General features: G+C 66.1%; 9 protein-coding genes and 1 pseudogene. 1 reads left to right on the forward strand and 9 read right to left on the reverse strand.

From position 1 onward, the window contains the following. Positions 1-181 precede the first annotated feature (181 nt). The 7 genes from ABIC30_RS31250 to ABIC30_RS31280 all read right to left on the reverse strand — a co-directional run bounded on the left by ABIC30_RS31250 (position 182) and on the right by ABIC30_RS31280 (position 6,076). Positions 182-532: a gamma-glutamylcyclotransferase family protein gene (locus tag ABIC30_RS31250; RefSeq protein ID WP_354456789.1), complete on the reverse strand. Its 351-nt coding sequence runs from the start codon at positions 530-532 to the stop codon at positions 182-184. A 7-nt stretch (positions 533-539) separates the two neighbouring features. Continuing rightward, positions 540-1,166, reverse strand: a complete 627-nt coding sequence (locus ABIC30_RS31255) for a LysE family translocator (protein ID WP_354456790.1) — start codon at positions 1,164-1,166, stop codon at positions 540-542. A 171-nt stretch (positions 1,167-1,337) separates the two neighbouring features. Then, positions 1,338-2,768, reverse strand: coding sequence for an MFS transporter (locus ABIC30_RS31260; RefSeq protein WP_354456791.1), 1,431 nt, complete (start codon positions 2,766-2,768; stop codon positions 1,338-1,340). A gap of 113 nt (positions 2,769-2,881) precedes the next feature. Next, positions 2,882-4,036, reverse strand: coding sequence for a pyridoxal phosphate-dependent aminotransferase (locus tag ABIC30_RS31265; RefSeq protein ID WP_502915892.1), 1,155 nt, complete (start codon positions 4,034-4,036; stop codon positions 2,882-2,884). 62 nt (positions 4,037-4,098) lie between these two features. Then, on the reverse strand, positions 4,099-4,746 hold the full coding sequence (locus tag ABIC30_RS31270) for an RraA family protein (RefSeq protein ID WP_354456793.1): 648 nt from the start codon (positions 4,744-4,746) through the stop codon (positions 4,099-4,101). Next, the gene (locus ABIC30_RS31275; protein ID WP_354456794.1) at positions 4,746-5,414 is read right to left on the reverse strand and encodes an RraA family protein; all 669 of its coding nucleotides are present in this window, start codon (positions 5,412-5,414) and stop codon (positions 4,746-4,748) included. Before ABIC30_RS31275 ends, ABIC30_RS31270 begins: the two co-directional genes overlap by 1 nt. Next, a complete protein-coding gene (locus ABIC30_RS31280; protein WP_354456795.1) occupies positions 5,411-6,076 on the reverse strand; it encodes an RraA family protein in 666 nt (221 codons plus the stop codon). The genes ABIC30_RS31275 and ABIC30_RS31280 overlap by 4 nt, the downstream gene beginning before the upstream one ends. Positions 6,077-6,176: 100 nt before the next feature. On the opposite strand from ABIC30_RS31280, the gene ABIC30_RS31285 reads away from it, so the two are divergent. Then, positions 6,177-7,070, forward strand: coding sequence for a LysR family transcriptional regulator (locus tag ABIC30_RS31285; RefSeq protein WP_354456796.1), 894 nt, complete (start codon positions 6,177-6,179; stop codon positions 7,068-7,070). A gap of 145 nt (positions 7,071-7,215) precedes the next feature. Here ABIC30_RS31285 and bioB read toward each other — a convergent pair whose 3' ends face one another. Both bioB and ABIC30_RS31295 read right to left on the reverse strand, forming a co-directional pair. Further along, complete coding sequence (gene bioB, locus ABIC30_RS31290) at positions 7,216-8,235, reverse strand: biotin synthase BioB (protein WP_354456797.1); 1,020 nt, start codon at positions 8,233-8,235, stop codon at positions 7,216-7,218. A 368-nt stretch (positions 8,236-8,603) separates the two neighbouring features. Beyond that, a pseudogene (locus tag ABIC30_RS31295) lies at positions 8,604-8,786 on the reverse strand (IS5/IS1182 family transposase); the annotation flags it as partial. Positions 8,787-8,845: the final 59 nt, after the last annotated feature.

Here is an 8,845-nt window from a genome sequence, read left to right on the forward strand (position 1 = left end):
CAGGCAGGCCGCTGAAGCCGCTGGTCTACCCTCATTGGCTTCCGTCTCGCCCCCTCTACCAGGCTTCAAACCCCGTTACTCGGACAAGCTCCTAGAGCGTAGTGGGGGGCGACTGTACGCCGCGCCGTCGTGCGCAGCCAATGACGTCTGCGCCAGCGAAAGCATGTGGCCAGCGCGCCGCTTAAGCTCTGGCCTGATTATGACTCGACGTCGCCAGCACATAGATCCAGGCATCTACTGTTACATCTGCCAGCTCCACCTGGGCGAGGGAGCGATAGTAGCCTTCCCCTTCAAAGGCATCCAGCCTTGCCCAGTGTTCAGGAAGATCGCGTGATTCGAAGACATCCACTTCGACTTCAGCGCCAGCAGGGTTCAAGACAAGACCGGGGAAGCCCAGCGAGGCCCCCCAGCCAGCCTGAACGAGGTCGCCCCGGACGATGCCCTTGAACCAGCGCCCGTTTAAGCCGGCGAGTTGGTGGTGATTGGCGCGACCTGGCGCCAGGGTGCCGTAAGTTGCCAAGCGGGTCAGCATGGTGCCCTCACACTTCCGAGACGAGTTTGATGGAGAAGGCGGCAAGCAGGCTTCCCATCAACCAGCGCTGGAGCAGGAGCCAGGATGGCCGCTTGCCTAATCCCGCGGCAAGGGCGCTTGCCGTGCTCGCGATGACCACGCCGAAGGTTAGGTTCACGGCGACGTGGATCAGCCCCAGGACGAGGGTCTGATTCAGCACGCTCCCATGCCCAGGCACGACGAACTGTGGCAATAGCGCCAGATAGAGCAGCGCGGCCTTCGGGTTCAGAAGCGTCGTCAACAAGCCCATGGCGAAGACCTTGCCCTGGCTACTGCTCGGAAGCCCATCCGTTTGGAACGGTGAGCACCCGCCCGGCCGCACGGCCTGCCAAGCGAGGAACATCAGGTATCCCGCCCCAGCTACGCGAAGGCCCTCGAAGGCGAGCGGAACGGCCATCAGCAGGGCGGTGATGCCGAAGGCTGCACAAGCCATGTAGACGATGAAGCCCAGCGCGCTGCCGCCGAGCGACACGATGCCGGCGGTTCGCCCCTGCGCGATGGATCGCGAGATCAGGTAAATCATGTTCGGCCCGGGCGTTATCGCCAAGCCGAGAATGACAACGAGATAGGATGTTAGAGTCGATGCGTCAGGCATCTCGGGAGGTCCTGCGGCAAGCCTCGGCCGCATTACGAGGTTTGTCGCGGAACCCCGACGGTCATGACAGCGGCCGCCGGGGGGATGACGATGATGCGGTGGGACGGTAATGATACCGTTTCGTTCATAGTTACATTCCGAAGATTGGATGGCTGTAATACGGCCAGGCTATTAAATTGTGCCGTCGATCGCCCGATCACCTAAGGCGTGGCTGGCACGGAAGGCGATTGCGCCATTGTTCGGCTTGCCGCTCACCTGTGTGCCGCTCGCCACACCATTCGCTTCCGTTCCAATCTCGGAAGAGGTCCGGGTGTCTCTCATAAAGATATAGGTCAGCAGGGAGCAGCCGATGCAGCCCATCACGTAGTAGTACAACCAGTCTTCGTGACCGAAATTTTTGAACCGGAGCGCGATGTACTCGGCCGAGCCGCCGAACAGCGATACCGTCAGAGCGTAAGGGAACCCGACGTCGACGGCGCGAACCGAGGCCGGGAACAGCTCCGCCTTTACCACCGCGTTCACGGAGCTGTAAGCCGAAACGATGGCGGGGGCGGACGTGCAAATGAGGAAGGCGAGCCACGGGGCGCGTGCCGTGCTGACCGTCGTGAAGATCGGCACCGTGAACACAAACCCGAGGGTGCCGAAAGCGATCAGAAGGGGCTTTCGGCCGATCCTGTCTGAGAGGGACCCCATGATTGGCTGCAGTAGCCAGAAGAGGGATAGGCTGGCCGTCGAGACGGCGGTCGCCTCATCCCGCGTGAGGCCGGTGGTGTTGATCAGGAACTTCTGCATGTAAGTGTAGAAGGTGTAGAACGCGACTGTGCCACCGAGCGTCAGCCCCATCACCAGTAGCACTGCGCGGGGATGCCGGAACAGCTCGCGGACCGGGGCCTTGTTGGCATGGCTGGCGGATGCGGACCGGAACTCCTCGGTCTGCGCGAGATTGCGGCGCAGCCACATGGCGAACAGCGCGCCCGCCGCGCCGATGGCAAACGGCATTCGCCAGCCCCACGCTTCAAGCTCCGCCTGCGTCAGCAGGAAAGTCTGCATGACCAACAAAAGCAGGGTCGCCAGCAGCTGACCCCCGATCAACGTGACGTACTGGAAGCTCGAATAGTAGCCGCGCCGGTCGGCGGTGGCGATCTCGCTGAGGTAGGTCGCACTCGTCCCGTACTCGCCGCTCATCGAGAAGCCCTGGACTATTCTCCTGGCGATGAGGAGGAGAGGCGCCCCGACGCCGATGGTCCCGTAGGAGAGGCACAGAGCGATGATGAGCGACCCGCCGGCCATCATTAGCACTGACAGGGCGAGCGCCTCCCGTCGCCCGCGCCGGTCCGCATACGAGCCAAGCACGAGCGATCCGATCGGCGGCATCAGGAATCCGAGTGAGAACACCCCGGTGGTATTGGGCAGCTGGGCAGTCTGGTCGAAGCCTGGGAAGAAATTTTTTGAGGAATAGATGGCAAATGCCGGATAGACGTAGAAGTCGAACCATTCGATCAGCTTTCCGACCGACCCTCCGAATATCGATCGCAATCGTGTTATCGTCGAAGACGGCTTAGATGTTGTCGCTGGGCGTGGCCGAGCGCCGTCTGTCGACATGATTGTGTCCTCCCATCGGGCTGCCCTGTTTTTTATTTTTCTTGTGATGGACTCAGTCGCCCGACTGCCGGCGCCGACCTGTCATGGCGTGGCGATCGAGCGGGCCGGTCGTGTCAGCCGTCGCTGAGCGAGGCGCAGAAGGCTTGGATTGTGCGGCAAGCCTTGAGCAGCGAGATGTCGTCCAGCGCGTAGGCGATCCGGATGTACGGGCCGAGGCCGAAGGCGCTGCCGTGCACCAAGCCGATGCCGCCCTCGTCGAGCAGCGCGATGGCGACGTCCTCGTCGGTGTCCAGCCGGGTGCCGGCGCTCGTGAGCTTTCCGATCAGACCCTCGCAAGAGGCGAAGGCATAGAACGCCCCGCCCGGAACTGCGCAACTGAGCCCGGGCGCCTCGTTCAGCATCCTGACCATCAAGTCGCGCCGCTCTTGGAAGACGCCACGGCTGCGAGCGATGAAGTCCTGCGGCCCCGTCAGGGCGGCCAGGGCCGCGTGCTGCGAGATCGAGCTAGCACCCGAGGTCTGCTGACCCTGGAGCTTCTCCATTGCGTCGAGGAGCCAGCGCGGGCCTGCGCCGAAGCCGATGCGCCAGCCGGTCATGGCGTAGGCCTTCGACACGCCGTTCATGGTCAGCGTGCGGGAGGCCAGGCGAGGTTCGACCTGGGCCAAGGTGTGGAAGGCCGCGCCGTCGAAGATCAGGTGCTCGTAGATGTCGTCCGACAGCACGAGCACGTGCGGGTTGGCGAGCAGCACCTCGGCGAGGGCGAAAAGCTCGCCGCGGGTATAGACCGCCCCTGTCGGGTTCGAGGGCGAGTTGAGGATCAGCCAGCGTGTCCGCGGCGTGATGGCGACGGCTAGCGCGTCGGGGGTCAGCTTGAAACCGGTCTCGGCTCCGCACGGCACGGTGACCGCCCTGGCGCCGCTGAGCGCCACGATCTCGGGATAGCTCACCCAGTAGGGTGCCGGCACGATGACCTCGTCGCCCTCGTTCAAGGTGGCGGCGAGTGCGTTGAAGATGACCTGCTTGCCGCCGCTGCAGACGATGGTGTCCTGCCACTCAACGGCGAGGCCGTTCTCGTTCCGGAACTTGGCGGCCACCGCCTCGCGCAGCGCCCGCAGGCCCGCGACCTGGGTGTAGCGGGTGTGCCCGTTCCGGATCGCCTCGACCCCGGCTTCGCGCACGTGCTCGGGCGTGTCGAAGTCGGGCTCGCCCGCCGAGAGCGAGATCACTTTCGCGCCCGAGGCACGACGGGCCGCGACGCTGTCCATCATGCGGTAGGTGGCTGAGGGCTGCGCGGCGGCGAGGTGGCGGTTGAGCCGCTGAATATCCCCGCTCACGCCCGCCTCCTCCACTCGGCCAGCCCCATCAGCTCCAGGGTGGTCGCGCCCTGCGCGAGCTTCTCCATCATCGCGGCCTCCTTGGCCGCGCGGGCCTCGCCGGCCGCCAGCACCCGCTCGGCTTCCGCCGCGGGCAAGATGACGACGCCGTCATCGTCCGCGATCACGAGGTCACCGGCGGCCACCGGCACGCCGGTGATGAGCTGCGGCTTGCCAACCGAAGGCGCGCTCGCCTTGATCGTGCCGCGCACCGAGATGCCGCGGGCGAAGACCGGGAAGTGGCGCGCGGCGAGCGCGGCGATGTCGCGGGCACCGCCGTCGATGACGAGGCCGACGATGCCGGCGGCCTCGGCCGCGACCGTGAGCACCTCGCCCCAGTACCCGGCCACGAAGTCTCCGGTGGACACGACGAGGACGCTGCCCCGGGGGGCTCGCTCCAGGCCGATGTGGATCGCGAGGTTGTCGCCGGGCGAGCAGGTCAGCGGGTAGGCAGGCGCGGCGATGCTCGCACCGGGCCAAACGGGCCGGACCAGGGGGTCGACGGAACAGGGCAGGCCGGACGCCTCGTAGAGGGTCGAGCTGCCGAGCGCGCGGGCCCGGGCGGTGAAGTCCGCCGGGAGCGTGGGGAAGGCCGTATCGGACATCACACCTTCCTCGTCTGCAGGTTGTGGTAGCCGAGCACCTCGCGCGCCGCCTTGAGGCTCTTGCCGCCCTCGATCTCGCGCCGGATCTGGTTCTCGACGCCCTCGATCTCGCGGGCGAGCTCGGCCACCTCGCGGGCCCTGGCACGCGGCACCACCAGCGCCCCGTTGGCGTCGGCCACGACGATGTCTCGGGCGCTGACGCGAGCCTGGCCTACGGAGACGGTGACATTCACCGCCTCGACCTGAACCCGGTCCTTGCCGGTACGCATGAAGCGCCCGCGGGTGAACATTGGGTAGCCGTCGCCGAGCGCTTTGGCCACGTCGCGGCAGACGCCGTCGATGAGCGTGCCGGCGAACCTGCGGGCCCCGGCGTACTGGGTCATGATATCGCCCCAGACCGTGCAGTCGGTGCGGCCGTCGTTGTCGATGACGATGAAGTCGCCCTCGGCGACGTCGTCGATGAAGTCCCCGACATTGCCGGGCGGCGTCGTCGCCGGCACGTACTTCACCGTGAAGGCCGGTCCGACAACCGTCTTCGTGTAATCGTCGAGCGGGGCAATGCCGAAGCAGTGGCCGGGCAGGCCCAGCTTGTCCATCGCGTCGGAGACGCCGGGCGCGTCGAGCCCCTCGAACAGCGTCACCAGGGTCTTGTCGTCGTCCGCCATCATGCCTTCTCCGCCTTGATCGCCTCGAACTGCTTGTCGTGCATGACGTCCTCGACCGAGCGGCCGGCGCGGACCGCCTCGACCATGCCGTCCTGGCGGCGCGCGATGCGCTCGGCGAGGTCGAGGACCTCCTCAATGCGCTCGGCCGGCACGAAGACGGTGCCGCAGCGGTCGGCGATGACGTAGTCATCTTGGCGCACGGTTACGCCTGCCATGATCACGGGCTCGCCGGAGGCGACTTGCACTACCCGGTTGCGGGCGCTGATCATGGTCACGCCGCGGCCGTAGACCGGGTAACCGATGCCCTCGCTGCCTTCGATGTCCCGGCTCAAGCCGTCGATGACCGAGCCACGGATGCCCTTCACTTTGGCCGCGTTGGCCAGGATGTCGCCCCAGCAGGAAATGCCCTCGACGCCGCCAGCGATGACGAGGATCCGGTCGTCTGTCTCGACCCGGGCGATGACCGGAGAGATCAGGTGGACAGTGGGCGCGGAGCCCCGTTTGGGCCCGAGCTGGATGGTGCTGGCCCGGCCAACGACCTTCGGGCAGGCCCAGAGCGGACGCAAGCCAAAGGTGGCGCCGGACAGCCCGAGGAAGTCGAGTGCGTCCGATACGGTGTTGGTGTCCTGGGCGGCAAGCCTGCCGAGCTGCGATGGATCGGGCATGGGGCCTCGCGAACGATGAGTTCGTGGCCCTTCCCACACGTATGTCGATCTGTGAAATACGAAGACGGTAATGCTGTGATAGCCTGGGCAGATCTAAGTGATGATCAACTTCCGCCTGATCCGGCACCTGTGGCTGTTCCTGGCCGTGGCGGAAGAAAGGCATTTCGGACGAGCAGCCAAGCGGCTGGGCATGTCGCAGCCACCGTTAACCGAGCAGATCCAGGCCCTGGAGCAGGGGCTCGGCGTTAGGTTGCTCGACCGCGACCGTCGCGGGGTGCGGCTCACGCCGGCAGGCGCCGCCATTCTTCCGGCGATCCGGAAGTTCGCCGAGCAGCTGGAGCGCTTGGAACTCGCGGTCCGTGAAGCCATCGGGGGGCAGACGGGTACCTTGACGATCGGCGCCATCAACTCGGCGATGTCTGAAAACCTCCCGCCGCTGGTCCAAAGGCTTAAGGAGGCCTATCCCGAGCTGACCGTAGCGGTGAAGGAGATCGACAGCGTCGAGGCGGTGCCGTTGCTCGAGGCAGGCGACATCGACCTCGCCTTCGCACGGCTCGAAGGGGAACTCGGGCCCGCGATCCGGTCGTTACCCGTGTCGCAGGACCGCCTGGCGGTGGCGTTGCCCCAGAATCACCGCCTGACCGCGTCCGAAGAGATCCGGCTCGCCGACCTAGCGCACGAGGACTTCGCGATGTTCTCGCGGCGGCTGAGCCCTGTCTATTTTGACCATGTGGTGGCGGCTTGCGCTGCCCAAGGGTTCTCGCCGCGCATCCTGCACGAGGTACGCTCGGTCACGTCGCAGATCGCCTTCGTCTGCTGCGGTCAGGGCATCGCACTGGTACCATCGCGCTTCGAGCGACTGGCTCCATCCAACGTCGTCTTTCGCCCTTTGACGGAAGGTGTGGACATCGTCGCAGCCGCCCTCGTGTGGTCTGTTGCCCATCACAATCCCCTTGTCGATGCAGTCGTTCAGCTCGTAAGGCGAGAAGTGTAAAGAAGGGGCTCGGCCAGCCAAGTGGGCAGCTGTTAAGACTTTAACTCCCTGCCCTCACACGTTTCGGCGCGACACGTCCATCCACTACGAAGCGGTACGTTGACAGCGCGGAGCCACAGTGTTCGCGCATCTTGGCTTCCGTAGCTTAGAGTGTCGCCACATCGTCCTGCTCGACCGCAAGCAAGCTGATGCTGATGCCGATGTCGCGGAGGAGGGCGGCGTCCTCGTCGGCCTCGTTATTGGGGGTGGTGAGCAGCCGCTCGCCGTAGAAGATCGAGTTGGCGCCGGCGAGGAAGCACAGCACCTGGGCCTCACGGGTGAAGCTCTTGCGGCCGGCGCTGAGCCGCACGCGGGAGCGCGGCATCACGATCCGCGCCGTGGCGCACATGCGCACCAGATCGAACGGGTCGACCGCCGGCTGGTCCTCCAGCGGGGTGCCGGGCACCGCCACGAGGGCGTTGATCGGCACGCTTTCCGGATGGGGGGCGTGGTTGGACAGAACCTGGAGCATCGCGGCGCGATCGGTGACACCTTCGCCCATCCCGACGATACCGCCGCAGCACACGCCGATCCCGGCCTCGCGGACGTTCGCGAGGGTCTGCAGGCGCTCGTCGTAGGTGCGGGTGGAGATGATGTCCTCGTAGAAATCCGGCCCGGTATCGAGGTTGTGGTTGTAGGAGGTCAGCCCGGCCTCGGCGAGGCGTCCGGCCTGCGAAGGCGTGAGCATGCCGAGCGTCACGCAGGCCTCCATGCCGAGGCCGCGCACGCCGCGCACCATGGCGAGCACCGCGTCGAATTCCGGGCCGTCCTTCGGCTGGCGCCACGCGGCGCCCATGCAGAAGCGCTGGGCGCCGGCGGCCTTGGCGGCGGCTGCCTCGGCCAGCACCGTCTCCACCGGCATCAGCCGCTCGCGCGCGACGCCCGCGCCCTTGTGATGGGCCGATTGCGGGCAGTAGGAGCAATCCTCCGGGCAGCCGCCGGTCTTGATCGACAGGAGAGACGCCCGCTGGATGTCGGCGGGGTCGTTGTGCCGGCGGTGCACCTGCGCGGCCCGGAACACGAGGTCCATCAGTGGCAGGTCGTGGATCGCGCGGATCTCCGCCACGCTCCAGTCGTGGCGGATCGCGTCGGACTCGGCGTGCCGGTCGTGAAAGCGGTGCATCATGCGCGTGTCACCAAGTTGCAGCTTCGAGGTGAAAGAAGGCGCGCGGGGTGCCGCAAACGGCCCGCATACGCGCGTCGCAGTCAATGCGCAGATAGCCGGCGTGGTCAGCATTGCCCTCGCCGCGGGGGAGGGGAGATCGGTGGCCATATTCGACGCGGGTGCGGACCGAGAAATGCTGGACTGTGTCGGTGCTGTGCATGCGAGGGAGCCGGCGCGGTCGGCAGAGCAGAGAAGGCGGACTTACTCGGTCGATCCGCCCTTCCGGATTGCCGGGTCGGCAGCTCGGGCGCTTGCCGTCGTGCGGATTGCCGACCCGGGTCCGAGAAGGAACATCTTCGTGGGACGCATAACTTTCTCTACCTCCCAGATCCTGGGAATTTCGGACAGCCGCGCTCCTCTGTGTAGGTGTCGAGGATGGCCGAGAGGTCCAGCGCCTCTCGCACCGTATCGCGGACGAAGTGCGCCATGTGCCCAGGCGGCACGAACTCGTGCAGCGAGGGCGGCAGCAGCCAGCCCTGATCGACGTCCCACGCGCGAAACACCTTGGCCATGAGCCGAGTGAATCATCCTCCCGATCCGCCGTCGAGGGAATTACTCGGACAGGCTCCTA

The organism is Methylobacterium sp. 1030 (assembly GCF_040544715.1).
Lineage (GTDB): Bacteria > Pseudomonadota > Alphaproteobacteria > Rhizobiales > Beijerinckiaceae > Methylobacterium.

Coding starts and splice junctions, on each gene's coding strand:
- ABIC30_RS31250 (WP_354456789.1), bottom strand. CDS start 532: ATGCTGACCCGCTTGGCAACTTACGGCACCCTGGCGCCAGGTCGCGCC.
- ABIC30_RS31255 (WP_354456790.1), bottom strand. CDS start 1,166: ATGCCTGACGCATCGACTCTAACATCCTATCTCGTTGTCATTCTCGGC.
- ABIC30_RS31260 (WP_354456791.1), bottom strand. CDS start 2,768: ATGTCGACAGACGGCGCTCGGCCACGCCCAGCGACAACATCTAAGCCG.
- ABIC30_RS31265 (WP_502915892.1), bottom strand. CDS start 4,036: ATGATGGACAGCGTCGCGGCCCGTCGTGCCTCGGGCGCGAAAGTGATC.
- ABIC30_RS31270 (WP_354456793.1), bottom strand. CDS start 4,746: ATGTCCGATACGGCCTTCCCCACGCTCCCGGCGGACTTCACCGCCCGG.
- ABIC30_RS31275 (WP_354456794.1), bottom strand. CDS start 5,414: ATGATGGCGGACGACGACAAGACCCTGGTGACGCTGTTCGAGGGGCTC.
- ABIC30_RS31280 (WP_354456795.1), bottom strand. CDS start 6,076: ATGCCCGATCCATCGCAGCTCGGCAGGCTTGCCGCCCAGGACACCAAC.
- ABIC30_RS31285 (WP_354456796.1), top strand. CDS start 6,177: ATGATCAACTTCCGCCTGATCCGGCACCTGTGGCTGTTCCTGGCCGTG.
- bioB (WP_354456797.1), bottom strand. CDS start 8,235: ATGATGCACCGCTTTCACGACCGGCACGCCGAGTCCGACGCGATCCGC.